The 21,708-nt window shown below is 61.8% G+C and carries 24 protein-coding genes and 1 tRNA gene; 9 read left to right on the forward strand and 16 right to left on the reverse strand.

What is annotated here, in order from left to right:
* Positions 1-93: 93 nt before the first annotated feature.
* The 3 genes from HGI47_RS12975 to yghU form a co-directional block, all read right to left on the reverse strand.
* Positions 94-1,068, reverse strand: coding sequence for a DUF6538 domain-containing protein (locus HGI47_RS12975; RefSeq protein WP_370521714.1), 975 nt, complete (start codon positions 1,066-1,068; stop codon positions 94-96).
* Positions 1,069-1,170: 102 nt separating this feature from the next.
* Positions 1,171-1,245, reverse strand: a tRNA-Gln gene (locus tag HGI47_RS12980).
* Positions 1,246-1,324: 79 nt separating this feature from the next.
* Positions 1,325-2,191, reverse strand: a complete 867-nt coding sequence (gene yghU / locus HGI47_RS12985; protein ID WP_168853203.1) for a glutathione-dependent disulfide-bond oxidoreductase — start codon at positions 2,189-2,191, stop codon at positions 1,325-1,327.
* A gap of 92 nt (positions 2,192-2,283) precedes the next feature.
* Between yghU and HGI47_RS12990 the strand changes: the two genes are divergently transcribed.
* Complete coding sequence (locus HGI47_RS12990) at positions 2,284-3,300, forward strand: DNA topoisomerase IB (protein WP_168853204.1); 1,017 nt, start codon at positions 2,284-2,286, stop codon at positions 3,298-3,300.
* Positions 3,301-3,304: 4 nt separating this feature from the next.
* Here the strand turns inward: HGI47_RS12990 and HGI47_RS12995 are convergent, their stop codons facing one another.
* Positions 3,305-4,663, reverse strand: coding sequence for a peptidylprolyl isomerase (locus tag HGI47_RS12995; protein ID WP_168853205.1), 1,359 nt, complete (start codon positions 4,661-4,663; stop codon positions 3,305-3,307).
* 126 nt (positions 4,664-4,789) lie between these two features.
* Positions 4,790-7,057 (reverse strand): LPS-assembly protein LptD, encoded by a 2,268-nt coding sequence (locus tag HGI47_RS13000; RefSeq protein WP_168853206.1) that lies wholly within the window; start codon positions 7,055-7,057, stop codon positions 4,790-4,792.
* Between the two features lie 104 nt (positions 7,058-7,161).
* Between HGI47_RS13000 and HGI47_RS13005 the strand changes: the two genes are divergently transcribed.
* From HGI47_RS13005 to HGI47_RS13020, 4 genes are all read left to right on the forward strand, one after another.
* Positions 7,162-8,619, forward strand: coding sequence for a leucyl aminopeptidase (locus HGI47_RS13005; protein ID WP_168853207.1), 1,458 nt, complete (start codon positions 7,162-7,164; stop codon positions 8,617-8,619).
* A 135-nt stretch (positions 8,620-8,754) separates the two neighbouring features.
* Positions 8,755-8,907 carry a DUF2256 domain-containing protein gene (locus HGI47_RS13010; RefSeq protein WP_168853208.1) on the forward strand — a complete coding sequence of 51 codons (153 nt, stop codon included), beginning with the start codon at positions 8,755-8,757 and terminating at the stop codon, positions 8,905-8,907.
* Positions 8,907-9,338, forward strand: coding sequence for a DNA polymerase III subunit chi (locus tag HGI47_RS13015; protein ID WP_168853209.1), 432 nt, complete (start codon positions 8,907-8,909; stop codon positions 9,336-9,338). Before HGI47_RS13010 ends, HGI47_RS13015 begins: the two co-directional genes overlap by 1 nt.
* A gap of 77 nt (positions 9,339-9,415) precedes the next feature.
* A complete protein-coding gene (locus HGI47_RS13020; RefSeq protein WP_168853210.1) occupies positions 9,416-10,324 on the forward strand; it encodes a LysR family transcriptional regulator in 909 nt (302 codons plus the stop codon).
* A gap of 106 nt (positions 10,325-10,430) precedes the next feature.
* On the opposite strand, the gene HGI47_RS13025 is transcribed toward HGI47_RS13020, so the two are convergent.
* Positions 10,431-10,907: a PaaI family thioesterase gene (locus HGI47_RS13025; RefSeq protein WP_168853211.1), complete on the reverse strand. Its 477-nt coding sequence runs from the start codon at positions 10,905-10,907 to the stop codon at positions 10,431-10,433.
* 41 nt (positions 10,908-10,948) lie between these two features.
* Positions 10,949-11,926 carry an NAD(P)/FAD-dependent oxidoreductase gene (locus tag HGI47_RS13030; protein WP_370521715.1) on the reverse strand — a complete coding sequence of 326 codons (978 nt, stop codon included), beginning with the start codon at positions 11,924-11,926 and terminating at the stop codon, positions 10,949-10,951.
* A 139-nt stretch (positions 11,927-12,065) separates the two neighbouring features.
* On the opposite strand from HGI47_RS13030, the gene HGI47_RS13035 reads away from it, so the two are divergent.
* A complete protein-coding gene (locus HGI47_RS13035) occupies positions 12,066-12,656 on the forward strand; it encodes a PAS domain-containing protein (protein WP_206066184.1) in 591 nt (196 codons plus the stop codon).
* On the opposite strand, the gene HGI47_RS13040 is transcribed toward HGI47_RS13035, so the two are convergent.
* The 5 genes from HGI47_RS13040 to HGI47_RS13060 form a co-directional block, all read right to left on the reverse strand.
* Positions 12,653-13,540, reverse strand: coding sequence for a sensor histidine kinase (locus tag HGI47_RS13040; RefSeq protein ID WP_206066185.1), 888 nt, complete (start codon positions 13,538-13,540; stop codon positions 12,653-12,655). The genes HGI47_RS13035 and HGI47_RS13040 overlap by 4 nt on opposite strands.
* Before the next feature lie 347 nt (positions 13,541-13,887).
* Positions 13,888-14,388: a winged helix DNA-binding protein gene (locus HGI47_RS13045; protein ID WP_168853213.1), complete on the reverse strand. Its 501-nt coding sequence runs from the start codon at positions 14,386-14,388 to the stop codon at positions 13,888-13,890.
* A 179-nt stretch (positions 14,389-14,567) separates the two neighbouring features.
* A complete protein-coding gene (locus HGI47_RS13050; RefSeq protein WP_240950178.1) occupies positions 14,568-15,017 on the reverse strand; it encodes a hypothetical protein in 450 nt (149 codons plus the stop codon).
* Between the two features lie 40 nt (positions 15,018-15,057).
* Positions 15,058-15,450: a hypothetical protein gene (locus HGI47_RS22680; protein ID WP_240950179.1), complete on the reverse strand. Its 393-nt coding sequence runs from the start codon at positions 15,448-15,450 to the stop codon at positions 15,058-15,060.
* 204 nt (positions 15,451-15,654) lie between these two features.
* The gene (locus HGI47_RS13060; protein ID WP_168853214.1) at positions 15,655-16,239 is read right to left on the reverse strand and encodes a helix-turn-helix transcriptional regulator; all 585 of its coding nucleotides are present in this window, start codon (positions 16,237-16,239) and stop codon (positions 15,655-15,657) included.
* Positions 16,240-16,531: 292 nt separating this feature from the next.
* On the opposite strand from HGI47_RS13060, the gene HGI47_RS23100 reads away from it, so the two are divergent.
* The 3 genes from HGI47_RS23100 to HGI47_RS13075 are packed head-to-tail and all read left to right on the forward strand — an operon-like array spanning position 16,532 to position 19,179.
* A complete protein-coding gene (locus HGI47_RS23100; RefSeq protein WP_168853215.1) occupies positions 16,532-18,151 on the forward strand; it encodes a histidine kinase in 1,620 nt (539 codons plus the stop codon).
* Entirely contained in the window at positions 18,148-18,774 is a 627-nt protein-coding gene (locus tag HGI47_RS13070; RefSeq protein WP_168853216.1) for a response regulator transcription factor, read from the forward strand. The genes HGI47_RS23100 and HGI47_RS13070 overlap by 4 nt, the downstream gene beginning before the upstream one ends.
* A gap of 36 nt (positions 18,775-18,810) precedes the next feature.
* Complete coding sequence (locus HGI47_RS13075) at positions 18,811-19,179, forward strand: Rap1a/Tai family immunity protein (RefSeq protein ID WP_206066186.1); 369 nt, start codon at positions 18,811-18,813, stop codon at positions 19,177-19,179.
* 1 nt (position 19,180) lies between these two features.
* Here HGI47_RS13075 and HGI47_RS13080 read toward each other — a convergent pair whose 3' ends face one another.
* The 4 genes from HGI47_RS13080 to HGI47_RS13095 form a co-directional block, all read right to left on the reverse strand.
* Positions 19,181-20,023, reverse strand: a complete 843-nt coding sequence (locus HGI47_RS13080; RefSeq protein ID WP_168853218.1) for a class III extradiol dioxygenase family protein — start codon at positions 20,021-20,023, stop codon at positions 19,181-19,183.
* A complete protein-coding gene (locus tag HGI47_RS13085) occupies positions 20,023-20,421 on the reverse strand; it encodes a protocatechuate 4,5-dioxygenase subunit alpha (RefSeq protein ID WP_168853219.1) in 399 nt (132 codons plus the stop codon). Before HGI47_RS13085 ends, HGI47_RS13080 begins: the two co-directional genes overlap by 1 nt.
* A gap of 108 nt (positions 20,422-20,529) precedes the next feature.
* Positions 20,530-20,772 (reverse strand): hypothetical protein, encoded by a 243-nt coding sequence (locus HGI47_RS13090; protein ID WP_168853220.1) that lies wholly within the window; start codon positions 20,770-20,772, stop codon positions 20,530-20,532.
* A 69-nt stretch (positions 20,773-20,841) separates the two neighbouring features.
* Positions 20,842-21,657, reverse strand: coding sequence for a hypothetical protein (locus HGI47_RS13095; RefSeq protein ID WP_206066187.1), 816 nt, complete (start codon positions 21,655-21,657; stop codon positions 20,842-20,844).
* Positions 21,658-21,708: the final 51 nt, after the last annotated feature.

Below are 21,708 nucleotides of genomic sequence, written 5' to 3' on the forward strand. Positions count from 1 at the left end.
AATCTGCGCCTCGGTGAAACGGCTCTTCCTCATGCGTCTGCTCCTTACAGTGGCAGACTCTACATCAGAATGAGGGAACTTTCGGGGGGCAGGTCACGAGGCAAGAGCATTAAAATGTCGCTGGACGGTGCGCGGAGACAATCGCTGGACATTGAGGGTCTTGGATCGCTCTACCACCTGTTCGGCCTTCATCCCGCGGTATTGGGCAGCTTTGCCGTAGTTGGCCGGAAGATCCTCAAGGAGTTCCTTGAAACGCGCGGCATCGCGCTTGGTGAAGTCTGCGAGAGGCCGGTCGCCAAAATACTCGGCGAAAAGGGCGTAGGTTTTCCGTGCCTGTAAACCGGTCTGCTGCTCCCAGACCTTGCGGCGCAGCTGTGCCTCCCGGAATTTGTCCGCTTCCTCGCTGAACGGGGGGCCTGCCGGAGCAGGGGGTGTAACCGGTGGTTGTTCCGGCTGTTGGGATGCCTTGGGCGGATCGACCGGGGCTTGCAGTGCTGCGACGAGCAGCTTGTCCTTGGGTTCGTAGCTGAAATCGCCCTCGGCGCGCGCCTTCAGAGTTTCCGCCACTTCGATTCCCGCACGAAGCATGGCGGTCGATACGCGGCGGGCATCGATCTTTTCGAGCTGGACGTTCTGACCAAAGCGCCGGGCAAGCATGGTGTTGGTGATCGTCCGCACCGAACCGAAGGCGCTGTTGGCCAGATCAATCCGGGACCTTTCCGCCAGTTGCCGGTAATGTTCGATGTAGTGGCTACGTCGATTCTCGGGGATTGGATCGTCACGCATCAAGCGCGCATTTTCATCCTGGGAAAGGATCGAGCTGTAGAAGTCTTTCACGAGGGCGGCGATATCCTGTTCGCTCAACATGGGCGCGGTTTTGACGGCATCGAACAACTCCTCGGAGCACACATAGAGGTACCGCGACAAGCGGCGAGCGAGGACCACGTCGGAGGTTCGCAGACTGCATGTAAGCTCAGCCCGGTTGAAAAGTCGTTGCAGGGCGGCTGGCACCCCGCGCCGGAAGTAGAAAACACCCCCGCGCCGTATCGTATTCGGGATCGATCCCATGCCCACATAGCCCCGGCTTTGTAGCAGAGTTTTGTAGCAAAACCCCACCGCGCTTCGGGCGCCGATAAAAAAGCTTTCATTGGCAGTGGTTTATGGGAAAACTGGCTGGGGCGGCAGGATTCGAACCTGCGAATGCCGGTACCAAAAACCGGTGCCTTACCACTTGGCGACGCCCCAGCAGAGCGGGCGCTTATAGCGTGGCTTGCGAGGATGAAAAGGGGTGACGTGGGGCTTTTGCGCCACCCCTGTGCATTGATCAGAATCCCTTGACGATGCCCTGCAGCGTTTCGGGCGGCAGCGCGTCGAAATCGCTTGCATCGTGCCGCTCGGCAAGGCCTTTGCTGGAGTTCACCAGACGCCCACGCAGCACGCCGGGGCGCGCGTCGATCTCGCCCACCCAGCGGCCGACATGTTCATATTCGTGCATCGAAAGGAACGTGGCGGCATCGCCATAGGCCTCGCCGCGATAGATGTTGCCGAACCAAGTGTAGGTGGCGATATCCGCGATGGTATAGTCATCGCCCGCAAGGAATCGGCTGTCCGCAAGGCGGCGGTTGGCTACGTCGAACAGGCGCTTGGTTTCCATCGCATAGCGATCGATCGCGTATTCGATCTTGAACGGCGCATAGTTGTAGAAGTGGCCGAACCCGCCGCCGACGAACGGTGCGCTGCCCACCTGCCAGAACAGCCACGAAAGGCACTCGGCCCGCGCTGCGCCGGACGAAGGCAGAAACACACCGAACTTTTCGGCAAGATGCATCAGGATCGCGCCCGATTCGAACACGCGGAACGGCTCTGCGCCAGACCGGTCGACCATTGCCGGAATCTTCGAATTGGGATTAATGTCCACAAAGCCGCTGGTGAACTGGTCGCCTTCGAAAATCTTGATCAGCCAGGCGTCATATTCCGCTTCGGCAATGCCAAGCTGGAGCAGTTCTTCCAGCATGATCGTAGCCTTCTGGCCATTGGGTGTGCCCAGCGAATATATCTGGAACGGGTGCTTGCCCACCGGCAGTTCGCGCTCGCTCGTCGGTCCGGCGATGGGGCGGTTGACGCTGGCAAAGGCACCGCCATTGGCCTTGTCCCAGGTCCAGACCTTGGGGGGGATGTATTCTTCCGACATCGCATGGCTCCTTCGAACAATTGTTAGTGTTGCATACTATATTGCGACGCCCTACGAGGAACCGCAAGGCCTCTCGATCCGTTCATTGCTGCATGGATAGCAAAGCCGCAAAACTCGTGCATGTCGATGACAGTCTGCCCGGCGTCACGCGGCGGCGATGTGGCAACGGCTGGGCCTACTTTGATGCGAAAGGCGTCCGCATTGCAGATCGGGCAGAAATTGCGCGGCTCAATGCCATTGCCCTGCCACCGGCCTATGTCGATGCGTGGTTCTGCCCAGCACCCAACGGGCACATCCTTGCCACTGGAGTCGATGCCAAAGGGCGCAAGCAATATCGCTATCACCCGGATTTCCGCACCGCGCGCGAAGGCGAGAAGTTCGATTCCTGCGCGGTGTTCGGTCGGCTCCTGCCCTTGGTGCGCGCGCGCGTGGACGAAGAACTGGCGCGCCGCACGCTATCGCGCGAACGCTGCATCGCCAGCGTGGTGCGCTTGCTCGATACCGGCGGCATTCGCGTGGGTAACGAAGCCTATGCCCGCAGCAATTGCAGCTTCGGTGCAACCACACTGCGGATGCGTCACGCGAACGTGAAAGGCCATGTGCTGCGCCTGCGCTTCCGCGCCAAATCGGGCAAGGAGCGCGAGATGCGCGTGACCGACCGCGGATTGGTTCGCTTCGTTCGCAAGATGCAGGATCTACCGGGGCAGAATCTGTTCCAGTATATGGCCGATGATGGCTGCGCGGTGCCCGTCGGCTCAGCCGATGTGAACGATTGGCTGTGCGAAGTGATGGGCGAGCATTTCACCGCCAAGCATTTCCGCACATGGCACGCCAGCGTTATGGCGTATGAGCTGCTGGCGGGAGGCCAGGGCGCGGTGCCTTTGAAGGGGTTGCTTACCCACGTTTCAGATCAGCTTGGCAATACCCCAGCGATTGCGCGCAAAAGCTATGTCCATCCCGCCGTGCTCAATCTGGTGCCGCAGCAGGAGCAATGGCGCGAGGCGCTGATTCTGCCACGCGCCACGCGCTGGCTTTCGCGCCATGAACGCGCGTTGATCGCACTGCTGGAAGATGGTCCGGCGGCGGCAGACCTGCTCGCCGCCGGATAAAGCATCAGTTGTATTCGATAACCGCATCGCGGCGAAGGTCGCGCAGATAGGTCTGGGCGCGCTTGTTCACGCGGTCATCTTCGATCTGGGCCATCATCTCGTCAAAGCTGGGACCGCTGGCCACTTGCGGATCGTCGCGCCCGCACAGCATCAGCACGCGCACGCCTTCCTCGATCGATCCGAAGGGTGGCGTGGTCTGGCCCACAGGCAGGTTCAGCAAAGTTTCCTGCAAAGCGCCGGGCAGATCGCGTGCCTTGATCTGATCGTTGGCAACAACGGTTGCCCCGATCTTTCCGGCCTGCGCCTCGGCATCGCCGCAGCCCTTGATCGCCTTTACCGTCGCGGCAAATTCGGCGGCGCGCTTGGTTGCCTGATCGTTGGTCGTGCCCTTGGGGAATTCGATGGAGATTTGCTTGAGGCTGAGCAGCGCATCGCGCGGATCGGCGGTAAGCACCTGACGCTTGTCGATCAGATAGAGGATCGAAAAGCCGCCCCGGATTTCCACTGGCCCGGCCAACTGGCCCGGTGCCATCGTGCCTGCGGCAGTTGCCAGTTCCGAAGGAAGCTGCGCCAACCTGATCCAGCCCAGATCGCCGCCCACTGCAGCGGTAGACGCTTCGGAATACTGGCGGGCATAGGCCACGAAGCTTCCGCCCTGCTTCAATTGCTCGACGATCTTTTCGGCATTGGCAAAGACCTGCGCCTTGTTCACGTCGGTCGCAGCAAGGAAGATTTCACCGATACGATATTCGTCGGTGCCCTTTGATGCCTGCAGGCGTTGCAGCATTTCCTGCACTTCGCCTTCCGAGACGTTGACGAAAGGCTGCACATTGCGGCGCAGCAGGTTCTGCCAAGCCAGTTCGCCCCGAATCTGGCGCTTGAGCGAAGCAGAGGACGAGCCGATGCGCGCCAGATAGGCTTCCATCGCTTGCGGCGACTGGCCGAAATTCTGCGTGGCCACGCGTTCGTAAGTCGCTTCGACCTGCTCATCACTGGCAGGCACGTCAGCCGCCTTGGCTTCCTGAATTTGCAGCGTTTCGTCGATCAGGTTGCGCAACACCTGCATCCGCAGGCGCTCCTTTTCCTCGGCGTCGATTTTGCCGCCATTGGCCGAAACGATCAACGCCAGACGCTGTTCGACATCGGTGCCGGTGACGATTTCGCCGTTGATGATCGCAGTGGCGCGACGAACGTTCGGATCGTTCGTGCCGAACATCGTCGGGTTTTGCGGGATATTGAGCTGCGCATTCGCGCCCTGTGCCAGAACCGGCGCAGCGGTCAGCGCCAGCGCAGCCAGAGACATCGACGAAGCACCGACTGCGCGCTTGAGCGCCTGGCGGGTAATGGTCAGCTTGGGCATCATGCTTGGATACAGGTCCTGTCGAACGGGCGCGTCTGAGGCAGCCTCAGGCATTTGCTGCTTCTTGCCTTGCGCGGCTTAACCAAAGCTGAGTGGCGCATCGGACACAAAAGGGCAAGAGAGCAGACTCTACTTCACCCCGAGGTTCTTGAGCGAAAGGGAAATCTGGAACGAGTTGCCGCGCACCGCGTCACCGATGTTCACATAATCCCGCCGCCATGTGAACGACAGGTCAAGGCAATCGTCGGTATAGGCCACGCCCAGCCGGTGCCGCAGCATCTGGTAACCATCCGAACTCAACGTAGGGTCTTCGTCCCGGTTGGTCAGATTGACGATGGCAGAGCCGAAGACCGAGAATGCGCTGGTGATCGGCGTGCGCACCGCAAAGCGCAGTTCCTCGCGATCCTGCAGATCCTCGAACGTGCTGGCGATATCACGGTTGAGCCGCAGATAACCCACTTCCACATAGCGCCGGTGATCGCCCACCGTCGCGTCGAATTCGTTGCGGCGCAGCGCAAGAGTGTTCTTGTCCAGCCGGAAGCGGTGGGTGAACTTCACGATATCGTCAAAACGCACCACCGTGCGGCCCACATAGTCCGATGCGCGGTTTGAAAGGCCCGTGCCATCGGGCAGAAGCGAATTCTGGTTCGACAGGCGATAGCTCTGCCCCACCGTGGTCATGATCTTCAGCCCCGGACGCTGGAACGTCCAGTCGAAGCCATACGTAAACCGCACCCCGTCCTCGATCCGGTCGTAGCCGGGAAAACGGTTGAGCGAGAACAGGTTGGTGTCTTCCAGATCGACCGAACGCGAATCCTCGTTCGGGATCTCGAAATTGCGCACGTTGGGGCTGGCGACGACCTGCACGCGTGGCGTCAGCACTTGCGTGCCGCCGAACACTTCGCCCACGAACGGCCACTTCACGTCCACCGCTGCCGTGGCGATGCCGCGTGTCTGCCAGCCGGCCACCCCGCGATAGACCGCTGTTGTCGTCAGTTCGTTTTCGGCGCTGTGATAAACATCGGCGCGGGCAAGGCCGGTCAGCGTCACTTCCTGACCCATGCCGGTGATCGTGCGCAAGTCCCACTGTGCCTTGGCAAAGGCGCGCTGGCTGTCCTGTCCGGCGGTGCGAACTATGGCGAGGCTGTTGGCCTGCAGTTCGAACCGCCCCGGCACGCCGTCGAACGTCATGCGGCGGCGATAGTCGACCACCGGCAGCGCCAGTGGCACCATGCCCTGCGGATCGTTGACCCGCACGGTCTGCGTTACCCATCCCGCCAGCGAGAAGTAGCTGTCATCGTCGATCCGTTCGAGATTGAGCGACGAGCGCAACCGGTCATCGCGGCTGATATCGTAACGGCGCAGGAAGGTGCGGTCGGATGCCAGCCGCCCGTGCCCGGTAAGGCTCCAGTGTGGCGAGAACTGCAGCTTGCCGTTCGCCTCGATATAGCCGCGCCAGCGCTGCTGGCCGACGGTCGTCTCGGTCAGCGAGGTGCCCAGCGGGATGCGCCCCGACCGTGTGGCATAGCCGGTGATCTGGAACGCGCCGAGATTGGTCAGGTGCCGGTACTTGCCCGTCAGCATCGGCAGCGATCCGGTGTAGAACGTGCCGGTCAGCGCCAGATCGCGGTTGTCGGCAATGCGCCAGTACCACGTCTCGCTGATTTCAGCGCCGTTGGCAGCGCCCAGACGGAAGTCGGGGATCAGCAGCCCGGTTTCCGCGCGAAAGTCCGACGTATGGCCAAGCCCCGGCAGCGGCAGCACTGGAATGCCGAACATGCGCAGTGTCGCGCCCTTGTATTTGACGCGCTTTTCCTTCGCGTCAAAATAGACGCGGGCTGCCGTCACTTCCCAGCTCGGCTTCTTGGGGCAGCCCTTGTCGTCTTCCACCGCGCAGCCAGAATAGGCCGCGTTTTCCAGCGTCATGTTGCCGAATTCGTCGCGCGTGCCACGTTCTGCCGCCAGCCTGCCGCCGGTGCGCAGCACCACCAGCAGATCCTCAATCGCGCCAGCCTTGAACTCGTCGGTCAGTTCGACCTGATCGGTGTAGACGACGTTCCCGTCATCATCGACAAAGCGGATATTCCCATTGGCAAGGATCTTGCCGGTGGTCCGGTCCCAGGTCACATTGTCGGCGCGCACCGTCTGCGTATCGTGGCGCAGCACCACGTTTCCGTCGGCAAAGACCTTTTCTGCGTTGGTGTCGTAGCGAACCTTGTCCGCTTCGAACCGCACCACATCGTCAACCGACGATTCCTCTCCGGGTGGCGAAGCCATCGGCGCTTCCTGCGCAAGGGCAGGGCACGCGGCCAGCGCGATGAGGGAAGGGGCAGCCAAACGCGCGAGGCGCAAGCGACGATAAGGGGCTTGCGGCTGCGGCCGCCGGGCGGGTTGCATGAGCTTGCCTATCGCACCAGTGCACCCTAACTGCAATTCCACAATTTCCGCTTCCCGCCCTACTTGCGCCGAAGCGTGACGTGCAATCCGTTCAGGAGTTCCCGATGAAGGTCGTTTTCCGCACAGCTGATGCTCCCATGCCACGCCTCGTTGCGCGCCTCGTCGCGCAAGATGCGCTGCCGTCCGATCTAGATTCGGTGGTGCGCGAAGGCGCGAGCGCAGCGCGCTTTTCCGGCAAGGCTGGCCAGACCTTCGAAGCCTTCGTCGCGGCTGACAGCGGCGTAAAGCGCCTCGCACTCGCCGGAATGGGGAAGGCCGACGCCGATGACCGCGCCGCCAATCTCGAAAAGGCAGGCGCAGCACTCACCGCCAAATACCTCACGTCGGGCGAATCCGCGCTCGCCATCGATTTCACCGGTTCGGACCTTTCGGGCGCACAAGCCGCTGCGGTCCTGTTCGGCGCACGCCTGCGTGGCTGGCGGCACGATGTCTATCGCACCAAGCTGACCGATGAACAGAAGCCCTCGCTGGCCGAAATCGTCGCCGTGAACGCGCCCGAAGGCACAGCCGCTGCTTGGGAAATCGAATCGGCACTGGCCGAAGGCATCGAATTTACCCGCGAACTCGTCGCCGAACCCGCCAACGTGATCTACCCTGAAAGCTTCGTGGAACGCGCCAAGGCCCGCCTCGAAGGCACCGGAGTCGAAGTTCTCGTGCTTGGTCTCAAGGAAATGACCGACCTTGGCATGGGTGCGCTGCTCGGCGTGGCGCAAGGCTCGGTGCGCGAACCCAAACTGCTCGCCATGCGCTGGAAGGGCGCTGACGTTGCAAAGCCAACCGCTTTCGTCGGCAAGGGCGTGACTTTCGACACCGGCGGCATCTCGATCAAGCCTGCTGCCGGCATGGAAGACATGAAGTGGGACATGGGCGGCGCAGGCGCGGTTGCGGGCACCATGCTCGCGCTGGCCAGGCGCAAGGCCAAGGCCGACATTATCGGCGTCTGCGGCCTTGTCGAAAACATGCCTGATGGCAACGCCCAGCGCCCAGGCGATGTCGTCACCTCGATGTCGGGCCAGACGGTCGAAGTCATCAACACCGACGCCGAAGGCCGCCTCGTGCTGTGCGATGCGCTCACATGGGTGCAAAAGACCTATGCGCCTGCCACCGTCATTGATCTCGCCACGCTGACCGGCGCGATCATCATTTCGCTGGGCAACGAATACGGCGGCATGTTCACCAACGACGATGCGCTGGCGGCAAAACTCGACACGGCGGGCAAGACCAGCGGTGACAAGCTGTGGCGCTTCCCGCTTGGCCCCGCTTACGACAAGCTGATCGACAGCCCGATTGCCGACATGAAGAACGTCGGCCCCCGCTACGGCGGCTCGATCACCGCCGCGCAGTTCCTGCAGCGCTACATCGACAAGGGCGTGGCCTGGGCACACCTCGACATCGCGGGCATGGTCTGGGCCGACAAGCCCGGCCAGACGTGGGACAAGGGCGCGACCGGCTACGGCGTGCGCCTCCTCGACCAATACGTGCGCACTGTGCTTGAAGCCTGATAGAATGCGGCACTGGTCCGTTACTCCGGTCCGACTATCCTCGCGATATGCTCTGGGTGGTCGGGCCGGGGGAGCGGGCTGGTGCCGCGAGCAATCTGCGGATGCGGATTGCGCATGCCGAAGGGATCAACAAGAATGCCCAAAATGCGGCGCAAGTCTGATCTGCCGGCCAAGACTTGCGCTGCCTGCGGCCTGCCGTTCACATGGCGCAAGAAGTGGGAGCGGGATTGGGAGAACGTGAAGTTCTGTTCTGACCGTTGCCGCAGCGGGAAGGGGAAAGCGGGTTGATGCGTGTCGATTTCTACCAGCTCACCAACGATCCCGCCGAACAGGTTCTCCCCCTGATCGCGCGCAACACGCTCGCGGCGGGCGAACGCCTGCTAGTCGTTTCGGAAGACGCGGCCCAGTTGCAGCGCGTCAGTGAAGCCCTATGGACGCGCCTGTCCGAAACCTTCCTTGCCAATGGCCATGCCAGCGAACCTCACGCCGCGCGCCAGCCCGTCCTGCTCTCCGCCGAACCAGAACCTGCCAACGGCGCAAAGTTCCTCGCGCTGGCTGATGGCATATGGCGCGAAGGCGCGTTCGAGCGCGTCTTCCTGCTCTTCCCGCCCGCAAGGATTGACGACGCGCGCGGCTGCTGGCGCATGCTGGGCACGCGCGAAGGCGTGGAACGCCGCTACTGGCGGCAGGAACAGGGCAAGTGGAAAGAGGGGCCGTAAGCCACCCTTCACAATTCACCGCAATTCTGCTCTAGCGGGCCAATCAATCACCCCATGATTGGCTGGAGCAAACACCCGTGCGTTTCAAAGGTCTAGACCTCAACCTGCTGGTGGTCTTCGAAGCACTGATGGAAACCCGCAGCGTCACCCGCGCGGCAGAGCGCATCGGGTTGACCCAGCCTGCCACTAGCGCCGCGCTGCGCCGACTGCGCGATTATTTCCACGACGATATCGTCGTCGCCGTGGGCAAACGGATGCACCCCACGCCTTTTGCCGAAGGCCTCTATCCGCAAATCCAGCAGGCCCTGCGCGGGGTCGAACGGGCGATCACTACGCCTACAACGTTCGATCCGACCACATCCACCCGCCGCTTCCGCATCATCGGTTCGGATTACATCATGGTCGCTGTGCTGGTCCCCCTGATCGAACGCTTCGCCCGCACTGCGCCCGGCGTCCGCGTGGAGATTGTCCAGCCCAACGAACATTCCGCCGCCGACCTCGAATCCGGCAAGGCGGACCTGCTGGTAACGCCCGAACCCTTTTTGGCGGCAGGGCATCCGCACGAAATCCTGTTCGAAGAAGAACAGGTCGTCGTCGGCTGGGCCGAAAACCCGATTTTCGCCCAAGGGCTGACAGAGGACGATTTCTACGCCGCCGGGCACGTTACCGTTGCTTTCGGGGCAAACCGGACACCGGGCTTTGCCGATTCCACCCTTGCGCGCATGGGGCGTGAACGGCTGGTCGAAGTCACCGTGTCCAGCTTCGCTTCGGCCCCGTGGTTCATAGAAGGCACCGCGCGCCTTGCGGTTCTGCACGAACGCCTCGTTCGCCAGATCGCCCGCCGCTTCAATCTGGCAAAGGCACCGATGCCGTTCGAGTTTCCGACGATGCTCGAAATGATCCAGTTCCACCAATCCCGCGCCGACGACGCAGGACTGACATGGCTCCGCCAGCAAATGCGCGAGATTGCGGCAGAGGCGGCTTGAGCAGAAAGTCGGTTTGAATGGGCTTCGGCGATAAGCGGGAGATCCGTTCCTCAAAACAGCCATTGCCCGGTCTGACGCAAGGCTCGTGACGTGGCTATATATTCGCTCAATGCGAAGTCCGCTTCGCCCGCTTGATTGTGCCGGAAAAGCTCAGCACGGCCTCTTCCGTCCCATCGGCCCCCACGCGCAGGATCGTGCCGCGTGCGAAGACGAGGCTGCCGCCCGCACGCACGCATTCGCCCCGCGCCGTCAGCAGGTCACCGGCCTGCGCCCCGCTCACGAATTCGCAGTTCATCGTCACGGTCACGCCAGACACTTCTTCGCCGCCCGATGCGGCAACCATGAACAGCGAAAAGTCGGCAAAGGTCATCAATGAACCGCCGTGGACGATGCCGTGCCCGTTCAGGTTCTTCGTTTCAGGGCGAAAGCCGGTCACGATGCCGCGTTCGTCGCGCTTCACGAAAAAGGGGCCGGTGCCGTCCTCGAACGGGTCTTTGCCCGACCATTTCCACCAGCCGGCCCAAGGCCCCTCGGCCACAATTTCGAAGCCGCCCCTGATCGGGGCCTCGTCTGAAGCGTTCATGCACCCGCTTTAACCGCACAGTTGAACCACTGTCGAGAGGTTCAGGCAACTTCGCGCGGGGCGTGAGCCATGATCTGCGTTGCCAGTGTGCGGCCGGAAATCCATGCATTCTCCACGCGCGGGCCAAGCAACCAGTCGCCACAAATGCCGATCTTCGATGTGTCGCTCCACAGCGCGCCAAGGTCGCTGCCTGTGGACATGGCATAGCGCCAGCGATGCGCCGCAGCCACGGCAGGCACCGGTACGGCGATATCCAGCGCCTCTCCCAGTGCTGCCAGCAGCACGTCGGCCACCGCTGCCGCATCGTCTTCAATGTGCTGGTCGGACCAAAGCGGGCCGGCCTGAACCACCCACGTTTCAGGGCCGCGCCGCCCCGGCTTGGCGCTATTGCGCGCCGCCCAGCCGATCAACCCTGCCTCGCGGACGGTATCCGTGGGGCACTGCAGTCGCTCCGCAAAGGCGAACATGCCCGTCCAGCACGGTTGCGAACGGGCCGCCAGCGCGGTCGATGCCAGCGAAAGATCGTGCAGCGCAACGATCGCTGCTGCCTGTTCAGGCGGAATCGCCACGACCACGGCGTCGAACGGCCCGGTTTCGGTCAGCGTTCCTCCGGCGGTTTCGCCCGCAAGGTGCCACGCGCCACCGCGCCGCACCAGTCCGCGCACGTGCCAGCCGAACGCCACGTCATGTTGGTCGGCCATGTCCTTGATCACCGCGTTCATCGTCGGCACGCCGACCCATGCACCCGTGCCTGCCGCCGGCCAGGGCGCCGCCACACCGCCGGCGGACCAGCGCGCGACTTGCGCCATGAACGCCGGATCGCGCACGGTAAAATACTGCGCGCCGTGATCGAAATGTGCTTCGCCCAGAGGCGTGTCCATGCGCCGCGTAGACATGCGCCCGCCTGGGCCGCGCCCCTTGTCGAACAGCGAAACCCTGTGCCCCGCCCGAACAAGCTGGGCCGCGCACGAAAGACCGGCCATCCCCGCGCCAACAATGGCAACATGCAATTTCATCATCGTGTCCGGGCCTGAAGTGCGTTCCGACGCTGTGATCCCTGTCGGAATGCCTAACCCGTTGCGCCCCAGCCTCGCCCAGAACAACACGGACCAAAGGGCACGGATTGGAAACTGCTGAAGAGGTGCGTATATGTGCCCTATGTCGATATCCGAGATGATCGCCTCCAGCCCGACGGCCGCCGTCATCAGCAATCCGCGCCTGCCGGATAACCCGATCATCGCGTGCAACGATGCCTTCGTTGATCTGACAGGCTACTCGCGCGAAGAAATCATTGGCCGCAACTGCCGCTTCCTGCGCGGGTCCGGCACCGAGGATGACAAGGCCCGCATCCTGCGCGATGGTATCTTCCGCAAGCAGCCGGTGATGGTGGAGATCGTCAATTACAAGAAGGACGGCACCCGTTTCCGCAACGCTGTCATGGTCGCGCCGATCTTCGATGCAACGGGCGAACTCGAATACTTCCTCGGCTCACAGGTCGAAATTGCCGAGGATCAGGGGCAGGCCAACGATGCCCGCCGTCACGATGCCGCTGCTCGCGTCGAACGGCTCAGCCGCCGCCAGAAGGAAATTCTTGTGCTGATGGCCGCCGGAAAGCTTAACAAGCAGATCGCATATGAACTGTCCCTCAGCGAGCGCACGGTCAAGATGCACCGCTCCGCGGTACTCAAGGGGCTGGACGTAAAGACCAGCGCAGATGCCATCCGCGTCGCTATCGAAGCAGGGTTCTAAGCCGGCAGGGGCTTTGCGCCCTCAATCCTGAATTCGCACCATACGCCGGTCGCATCGAAGTTCAGGTCTACCCCTTCCAATCCCGGCTGGGGCATCAGCAGCCGCGTGCCAAGCCCCTCGCGCGAGGGCGCCGAAACGGGCGGCCCATCCTTTTCCGCCCACAGCACGTAAAGCGTGGCGCCGTCCGGCCCGATGAACCACGTCAGGCTCACGCGCCCGCGCTCGTTCGACAAGGCGCCGTGCTTCACCGCATTGGTGCACAGTTCATGCAGAGCCATGATCAGTGGGATGCAGCTAGTGCCCGGCAACATGCAAGGCTCGCCCGAAAGCTGGATGCGCCCACTCCGGTCGAACGGTGCCAGCGTCTGCTGGGCAAGCTGCGGTAAGCGCCCTTCGGCTTCCGCGCCGATCTGCAACAGGTCGCTCGCCGCGGCCAGACCTTCGATCCGCTGGCTAAATTCCTTGAAGAAATCCATCGGTGAGGCGGCCTTCGGCCCACGTGAGGCGAGCGCCTGAATCAGCGTCAGCATATTGCGCACCCGATGGCGCAATTCGCGATTGTACATCTCCTGCTGCTGGTTCAGCGCCGCCAACGCCCGCACCGACCGGCGCAGCAAGGTACCGGTGGTCACGATCATCGCGGCTGACATGGCAAAAAGGCCGAAGAACACGATCCGCGCCGTGTTCATGTCGCGGAACCATGCCCCCCCGCCGAACAGTCGCTGCGACACTATCGCTGCCAGCAAGGCGAAAACAGCCGCGTAGCGCAGGCGCAGAGCCAACGATGCGAAGACCAGACTGGGCCAGAATGTCAGAAACGGCAGGCCCAGTTCGCCCCGGTCGAAGACGGCGCGCAGCGCAACAGGAATGATCAGCAGTCCCAATATCCAGGCAAACGATTCTAGAGCCGAGCGATCACGCTCGACCAGAAGTTTCAGGAACCTTGCGCTCCATTGCCCGTCTCGACCTGTCACTGCACCCCCAAATATGCGGATCTGTACTACGTTTTATCATGTCCGCTTGCGACTGTGTAAGCGATAAAGTATTCTGAATAAACAGAATATGACCGAGCCCGGGATCATATCTTAAGGTATGGAGTCACTGTCAACCACAGTCGGCCGGGCGGGGGGTGCAATTCCGCCCGGCCTTCCGGGGAACTCGTGAACTATTTGGCCACAGTGCTTCGGGGAAAATCGCGTTCCCTACCTGGGCATAGTTCAAAACATGTCGTTTAAATTTTGTTTTGCGAAGCTGCAAAACTCTCACTCAGTGCGCTGATCGAACGGCCGATTGCCTCCAGCGTCCTGTCCATCGCGCCAAGGCCGCGGTCGCTAAGCCGAACGAACGTGCGGCGTCCGTCGCGGCCATCATCCTCACGCTCCACCAGCCCGCGCGCTTCAAGAATGCGTAACCAGCGCAGCGCCGTGGTGGGGGGCACATGCGCGCCGATGCAGGCGCTTGTCGTCGGCACGCGTCGATCCTCACGTGCCGCGATGTAGAGATCGAGCAGGATGTCCCATGTCGGTTCGCCAAACAGGTCTGCCGGCAGCGCTTTGTGGCGGCGGCGGCGCATCGCATAGGTCTCGCGCGCGATGGCGGTATGGCGGCGGATCGTTTCGGCATCGAGCAGTTCGGGCACGATCGTCGGTTCGACAAGCCGCGCATGGCTGCGGCGGCCGTTGGCCGATGGATCGATGCTGGTGATCGTAGCACGCATGGAACGGACGGTCATTGGAGTGCTCCCCACAAGAAAAGGACGTGCGTTTGCAGGTTGGCAGACACGCGTGTGCCTGCCGAACATTCGGCGTTGAAGGATTGGCTTCATTGACCTTCCCCAAGGTCGTGCATGAAGCCGGGCGGCAATGGCTCAGGTCAAAAGCCTGAAATCAGCAAATCATGTAATCGAAAAATTCAGGTCAGACGCCAGGCATGATAGCGGCCAAGCCGCTCTGTCCGGCGGATGTGTGCGATGGTTCCCGTCAAAAGGGCCACGGTCTGTATGATCACCGGCAGTTGCGTCATCGCGAAGTAGCCAAACCGCACCAGCGAAAGTTCGGTCAGCTTGGCCGCATGGGCAACCATCAGAATAAGCTGTGCCGCACATGCCCACATTGGCCAGCCACGGTTTGCCCGCAGCGCAACCCAAAGAAGGGCAATCATCGTCCAGCTATCGATCACCAGATGTCCGGGATTCAGCGCAAAGAACGCCGGATCACCGAACAGGGCATGATTGATGAAATCGGCAGTCGTCGCGGTGAGCAGGATGCCAGCCACCAGCCGTTCCGGTTCTTCTCCTTTGCGAAAGGCTAGAAACAGAACGGCGGCGCTCAAAATCCGGTATGACCAGATCAATTCCATCATGGCGCACCGGTTGCAGTGTATCGCATCGCTCGTTCGCAGATCAGGCGGCGCGAACCAGTGCGAAAGACTGGCCAGAATCACCAGCAGAACCAGCGGGCGGGCAATCGTCGGCGTAACCGGAGCCGACTTCGCGGCCCACGTCCACCAACTTGCCATGAACGCGGGCGAGTTCGCCGCTGGCGTCGAGCATCGCTTTCTGGCTCGCGGCCAGCCGCAGCAGGGCTTCCTGCCCGGTAAAGGGGCCGACAGCGGCTTCGCGACGTGCGCGCACCATCGTGGCCAGCAGGTTGGCCTGGCGGATCAGCGCTTCATCCAGCGCGGCTTCGGCCTCGTGCAGATCGCGGGTGATGCGCAGGCCGTGCACGGTCACGGCATTGGAAATGCTGCCCGTTGCAGCAGCGGTCTTGGCGAAGTTTGCGTTGATGTTCTTCATGGTAGCTCCCACCTGCCGATCTTGCGATGCGACAGGCCCCTTTTTGATAAAGGATGGCGGCGCCCCCGCGCCGGTCATCCCGTTTACGGACGGAGATGTTCTCCGGGGCTGCCCTTCATCAAATCCTTCGGCTGACCTTTGGCGGTCAATCCCCAGACCTGAGCTTGAGAGATCCTGTTCCTGAATCGACCTGTCGTTGGTCGGTCAGTGATCGAGCATGGTGGAAAGCTGCGCAAACATGCTCAACCCTCCCAGCACGATCAGGATCATGAACACCGTCAAGCCGCCAATATAACCCAGCCGCATGAGGGTGCCGTTCGGCCCGTCAAACATCTCGGGAAGAACGCGGTGGTAGGCGATTTCGTCTCCCCCGTCCGTCGCAATACGCTCTGGTCGGGGTTCGGCCCGGTTTCCGCTTTCGATCCCGAACGCTTCCAGTGATGGCAGCGTGCGAAGCGGAACCCGTGCCGGAGATTGATCGCTCTCCGTGTCTTCCTGCAGTGCTGATGCACTAGGAAGGGGCGGGAATCCTACATGGGAATGTTCATATACGGGTTGTTCGTATGTCTCTACCAGGCGCCGATAGGCCTGCGCCACTTCGCCGCGCGTGCCAACGCCCAGCTTTGATCGCGCAAACATGATGCGCTGATCCACGGTATGCGGCGAGATTCCCAGAATTCGCGAAATCTCTTTGGATGTCTTGTGCTGAATCAACAGGTCGAGCACTTCCCGCTGCTTGGCAGTCAGCTCCACCAGTGGGTTATCAAACAGCTCACCGACCACTGTCATAATATTAGTGCACCCTAGGCAGTCTTCACCCGTCTGAAGGGTAAATGAACAACGCTTGCATGATGCCTGATACACCCTGATTTTCCAATGGGACTTTCGTTAACCGGTGTCATCTTGGGCCATTCTGTTCGAACCGCGCGGTTTCCCTGACGTCAAAGGGTGACAAGACCCCCGTGATGCTGTTCATAAGTCTCGTATTGAGGCAGAAAGCGCTTGCGAGATCGGCATATACAAGCCGAATCGGGGAAAGCGGTTGGACGGGAAAACACGAAGACACAATGCTGGGCGTGTGGTGGCGACCGGCCGTGCCCTGCTGGCGCTTTCGTTTCTGCTTGCCGTCTGGCTCGAAAGCCATGAGCCGTCGCGCACGCAAGGTGTCAGTCTGCTGTTTTTGAGCATGTACCTGTCGTGGGCGGCGGCCCTGATGGTGATTGCGTGGCGCAGTTGGTGGTTTGATTATCGCCTCGCTCCGGTTGCGCAGGGCGTCGATATCTTCGTGTTTCTTGGTGCCGTCTATCTGACGGAAAGCCATTTTACCGAATTTCAAAGCCCGTTCCTTGGATTGGCCGCATTCTTGCTCATTGCGGCGATGGTACGGTGGAACTGGCGGGCCACCGCGATTACGGCAGGTCTGTTGCTGGTTACCAATCTGATGTTTGGCCTGGTGCTCTACCGCATCGGGGTGGACATCGACTTGTTCCGATTCTCCCGCCGTATAATCTACGTGATAGTGCTGTCGGCCATGCTGGTGTGGCTCAGCATGTCGCGTGGTTCAGGGCGTGCCGTTTCCATGCCCGAACCACCGGGCATTCCGGGGGAGCGGCGCGAGATCGTTTTCGACAGCACGTTGACTTTCGTCTTGTCGTTGCTGACCGCACGCAACGCCATCTTTGTCTTTGCCGGCAGCGAGGAGCCGTGGATCGACCTCCGCCAGATCGGTCCTGAGGGTCTGACCTCGCGCAGGCTCGATCCGGCAATCATTGCAGACGAACTGCTCGAGCTTCATCGCACAGCTTTGTTCAGTTGCAGCAAGCAGCGCGAACTGGCCGAAACCGATGAAGAAGGCGTGCTCATTGCAAGATCTGGACCGCTTGCGGGTGATATCTGCCCCTCGCTGACGCGGCAGTTTAATATTGATGAAGGGATAGCGGTGCCGGTCAGTTGCGCTGCCGGTTCGGGCCAGATCATCGTGTGGAATTTCGATAGCCCGTGTTTCGATGATATTCGTTTGCTCTCGGCCTTCGGCGAGGAGCTCGGCCATGTCCTGGATCGCGAAGAAATGTCCCGCTTGGCAAGGGTCGAGGTTGAAACTGGTGTTCGGCAGGCCGTTGCGCGCGATTTGCACGATAGCGTCGCCCAGTTCCTCGCTGGCACGCTGTTCCGGCTGGAGGCGCTGCGACGCTGGGTCCACGAAGGCAACGACGCCGATGGCGAGATCGATTCGATCAAGAACGCCCTGCGCCGCGAACAGACCCAGCTCCGCCTGCTGATCGAACGGCTGCGGCGCGGTGAAGAAGGTGACCGGCGGGTCGAGATTGCCGAAGAGTTGCGGTCCTTGCTGCGCGAGGCGGGAACGCACTGGAACATTGCGACCCAACTTGTGCAGCCGCCATATGCGTTGCCCGTGTCGGTGCAACTCAGCCACGAAATCCGCCAGCTTGTGCGCGAGGCTATCGCCAACGCCGCCCGTCACGGAAAATGCCGCAAGGTTGTCGTCGGCATCGCGCATGAAGACGGGCAATTGCGGCTCGATATCAAGGACGACGGCATCGGCTTTCCCGATTTTGCCGTCGCGCAAAGGCCGCGTTCGATCAGCGAACGGGTTGACGCTCTGGGCGGACAGTTCCACCTACGCGAGGCTGAGCGGGGTACGCACCTCGAAATCACCCTGAAATCAGGAGAAATCGCATGATCCCCGTTCTCGTGGCCGATGATCACGGCTTCATCCGCGCCGGTGTCGAGGCAGTCTTGCGGGGTACGCGCTTCTCCATCGTGGCCGCCACCGCAAGTGGCGAGGAAACGCTCGATGCGATCAAGACGCACGATCCGGCAATCGTGCTGCTTGATATCAATATGCCTGGCATGAATGGTGTGCAGGCGTTGGAAGCCTTGCGTGAACGCGGTGATACGCGCCCGGTGGTTCTGCTCACTGCCGGTATCAACGACCGCCAGCTCATCTCGGTCATGCGCGCTGGCGTCGAAGGTATCGTTTCCAAGGACGGCGCCGAAGATGGCCTCGTCGACGTTCTCGAAAAAGTTCACGCCGGTGAAAAGGCCATCGGCCCCGATTTTCTCCAGCGCGCGCTCGATCTTTCGCTGAAGCCCAGCGTGCAGGGGCCGCTGTCGAAGCTCAACCCGCGTGAACGCAAAATTACCTCACTCGTCGCGCGCGGGATGCGCAATCGCGATATCGGTGCCGACCTCGGCATTGGCGAAGGCACGGTGAAGGTCTACCTCCACACCATTTACCAGAAGCTCGGCATCGACAACCGTACCGAACTCGCGCTCATGGCGGTGAATGAGCAGGACGGGTGAGGGATCAAGCAGGCAGGTTCGGACGTTAGCTTGCGCATGATCGCCCGCCGCTTGCCGCTCGCCATGCTGCTCCTCGCCGCCACGCCCGCCCATGCCGAATGGATGAGCGCGCAGCAACTCCACGAAACCTGCACCACCGCCGCCCCCGTCGATCGCGCGATGTGCCTGTCCTATGTGATCGGCGTGCTCGACGGTTTCCGCGATCTCGACCGCCCGCCAAAAACCCCGCTTGATACCAGCGCCGGGCAGGTGCGCGATGTCGTCGTCCGCTACCTCGACGAACACCCCGAACAGCGCACTCTGCAGGGCCGCGAAGTCATCCGCGCCGCCATCGTCGCGGAATGGCCAAAACTCCAGCCTGCCAAGCCAAAGCCCCAGCCCAAACCCCGCAAGAAGCGCCGTTAGCTCACGCCGGCTCTAGCAGCACGCTCGCCGCTGCCGTGTTGCTGATCGGGATGTGGTAATTGCGGCTGACCTCGGTCATCGCCACATCGCCCATTGCCCCGCGCGCTGCGATCCAGTTGAGGATTTCCACCCCTTGCGTCCCAGCAAGCTCGGCCACCTGTTCTGCTGAATGTCCGGTCAGTGCATCAGGGTTGGCGGCAAGGTTATCCAGACAGAACATATCGTAATCCGGGTTCATGAAGCCCGCCCGCGGCCCGTCCAACTGGTGCGAAAGCCCGCCCGTTCCGCAGATCAGCACGCGCTCGTCGCCGCCCCAGCTCATCAGCGCCCGATGCACCGCCCGTCCAAGTGCCAGGCACCGCTTCGGGCTGGGGAGGGGATACTGCACTGTGTTGATAGAGATCGGCACCAGCTTGATCGGCCAGCTTTCCACGCCCGGATAGACCAGCTCGAACGGGATCGACACCGCATGGTCGACCAGCATCTTCTGGCATGTCGTGATATCGAACTCGTCGCGCACCAACGCATCGATCACATGCCACGAAAGCGCCGGATGCCCTTCGAAGCTCTTGTAGACCGGCAGTCCCCAGCCTTCGTCCGCATTGTCATACTGCGGCGCGGCCCCAACTGCAAAGGTCGGCATCTTGTCGAGGAAGAAGTTCAGCCCGTGGTCGTTGGAAAACACCACCGCCACATCGGGCTTGGCTTCGGCCAGCCATTGCTGGATCGGCGGATAGCCTTCGAAGAACGGCTTCCAGTAAGGAGTCTCCTGATCCCCCCGCATGATCGCGCCGCCGATGCCGGGCACATGGCTGGTGAAATACCCTCCGATGATCTTCGCCATCACACGGCCTCCTTCACGCGGGCACCTGCGGGAATTTCATCCGCCCAGCGCACCAGCATCGCCTTGAATTCGTCGACCGACATGCCCGTCTGCAGCGCGCCCAAATCCTGCACGCCCAGCCCGAAAATCCCCGCCAGCTTAGCGAGGTAATAGACGTTCCCGCCCGCATCGAGCATCGCCAGAACATCGCGCCGCGCCACCGCATCGCGCTGTTCCGCCGTCAGATCGAACTTCGCGCAATAGGCCTCCTCGTCGGCCAGAAAAGCCTCGCGGTTCGCCTTCTCGTTGAACGAAAAGCACATGGCGTTGAGCGCAAAGCCGCGCGTCGCCAGCCCACCATCGAACAGCGGAATCGCCCGCCGCCGCTCGTTATCGTCGCTCACAGGATCAAATGACATCGAATCGCCCTCCCAAAAGGCTTGGTGGCGATAACTTGTATGCAACACATACGATCAGGCATTGACCCACATCAAAAAGCGTTTGGTCTGGTGCGCACCTGACATCCGTCAGGCGCTTGCGGCACCGGCCCGGTGCCGCATTCGAAACCGAAAGGTTTCGACACGCATAAGTAACGTAACGGAATTTCCCCAATCCCGCCGATGCCGTACCCCAAGCCCATGCCGCTTTCCAACGCCGAACGTCAGCGCCGCTATCGCCAGCGCCTCAGGGCCAAGGCCGCTGGCGCCAATGTGGTGGAGCAGGTCCGCATCACCGTTGAGCGCGCTGTCCTCGCCCTGTGGGACTATCACGAACGCCCCGGCCCCGGCGGCGTCCAATGGCGCAACATCGATGGCTGCCAGACGCTGGACCAGTATCGGTCAGAGCTGGAACGCTCCCCCGCCAACCTCATCCAGGCCTGTCGCGCTTTCCTCCCCGGCTTCGAAGGCCTCACCCCGCAAGAGGCCCGCACCGTGGCCGACGTGATCGAGATCGCCGACGCCCTGCGCCTCGCGACTCCCACGCCCATCCATATCCCCGAACTGGTCTGAACGCCGAACCCGGCTCGCCAGCACTTCGTCCCTCATCGCGAGCAACCGCGCGTGCAGCGAAGCGCGTACCTCTTCCACCCGCACCATGTCCTCAGCCTCACGCTCAGCCGCCCACTTCGCTTTCAAGGCCTCATAAGCCGGATGCCCATCGCGCAAATCGGCCAGCTTAACCGCGCCATACTTCTCCGGTCGCCGCCCGCGCAGCAGGAACATCAGCAGCCCGGTATTGTGATGCGTCCACGTAGCCACGACTTTCCCGCGAGAGACCACGGGCCGCACTTCCCCCGCAATCGCCCGCTCCAGCGCGCAATCCTCCAGCCGCGAATACCCCCGCTCCACCGCCGCATCCCACGCGGCGGCAAAGTCTTCAGCCCCTGTCCGATGGCGCAACTTGTACAGCGCCTCCACCGAAGCCCCGATGCTCAGCGCAGCCTGAGAGACGATCCCCGTTGCGGCCAGCGTTTCGATAAACCGCCGCTGTTTGTCAGGCGTGATCGAATTGCGCCGGGGCGCGGCGTGCATATAGGGGGCAAAGGCCAGCAGCGGGTCATCGGCCGGAACGGCATCTACCCGCCGAACGCGTGACGTCCGCTTGCAACCGTGGGTCGCAATGGCGACGTCTGGAGCGGAATGACAATCACGCATTCCACTCAAATAACCTATTTGGTTATCTGTAGGAAAGTTCTTTCGGAGCTT

It is taken from the genome of Novosphingobium sp. ERN07 (genome assembly GCF_012641335.1).
In the GTDB taxonomy this organism is placed as follows: Bacteria; Pseudomonadota; Alphaproteobacteria; order Sphingomonadales; family Sphingomonadaceae; genus Novosphingobium.